Source organism: Arthrobacter sp. 01L42, assembly GCF_056400005.1.
In genome coordinates, this window is the sequence record NZ_JBFTSL010000045.1 from 1 (window position 1) to 1,271 (window position 1,271).

Annotated in this window: 1 protein-coding gene; it reads left to right on the top strand. The window is 67.0% G+C overall.

The features are described 5' to 3' along the window. Nucleotides 1-1,239, top strand: a 1,239-nt coding sequence (locus AC1DN2_RS21300) for an ISL3 family transposase (RefSeq protein WP_476851873.1), incomplete at its 5' end; no start/stop codon positions are given. Nucleotides 1,240-1,271: the final 32 nt, after the last annotated feature.

Sequence of the window (1,271 nt, forward strand, 5' to 3'; positions counted from 1 at the left end):
CCCGACTACCGCGTCATCTCCGCCACCGTGCTGGCTGATGGCCGGCGCCAGATCATCGTTGAAACAGACCAGCCACCGGGCTGCCCGAGCTGCGGTGTTGTCGCGACGCGGCGGAAGGAACGTCGCTTCCAGCGGATCCGGGACATCCCGGTCGCCGGCGCCGTAGAGGTGCTCTGGTCCAAGTACCGCTGGCATTGCGAGGAACGGGCCTGCCCGCGGCTCTCGTTCTTTGAATCCACCGCCCAGGTCCCGCGCCGCGCCCGTTCCACCGGACGGCTCCGGGACCACGTCGTTGACGCRGTCATCAGTTCCGGCCGGGCCGTGTCCGAGACCGCCGCCGCGTTCGCGGTGTCCTGGTGGATGGTCCGTGCCGCGCTGACCGAAGCCTGTCTTCTCACGCTGCCGGACGTGGATGAGCTCAGGCCGCGGATGCTGGGCATCGACGAACACCGGTTCCGGTCCGTGCGGTACTTCCGTGACCCGGACTCCAGCTCATGGATCCGGCAYGAGCCGTGGATGACGACCATCGTGGATCTGGACACCGGSCAGGTCCTGGGGATCGTCGACGGCCGGGACCACAAGGGCGTCGGGGACTGGCTCTTCGCCCGCCCGCTTCAGTGGCGGCTGGGCGTGCAGGTCGTCGCGATCGACCCCTCGGCGGCGTTCCGCAAAGCGTTGAGGATGTGGCTGCCACGCACCGCTGTCGCGGTCGATCACTTCCACCTGGTCTCCCTGGCCAACCAGGCCATGACTGAGGCACGGCAGAACCTGTCCCAGCAGGTCAAGGGCCGCCGCGGCCGCAGCATCGACAAGGCATGGGCGCACCGGATGCTGCTCCTGCGGGCCGGCGACAAGCTCTCCGATACTGCAGCCCACCGGCTGGCTGAGGTCTTCGCCGCCGACGACCCGACCGGCAAGCTCCAGGCCGTGTGGAAAGTCAAGGAGCAGCTCAGGGCCCTGCTGCGCACCAACTCCCTGGCCGACGCCGCCGCCGCGAAAGAGGAACTCAAGGCCCTCGTCGAGGCCGCCGGAAGGCCGGAGACGAACAAGCTCTATCGCACGGTCTGCCGGTGGTGGAAGGAGATCGAAGTCCTCCCCGTCACCGGCGCCACCACCGGCARGGTCGAAGCCAACAACACCGGAATCAAGCACATCAAACGAACCGCCCGCGGCTACCGCAACCCAGTGAACTACAAATCGATTATTCTCATGAGAAGTGCCGTCCGGACGGCGGCATGACACTCATCCGGGAATCAATTTCCCCATGAACC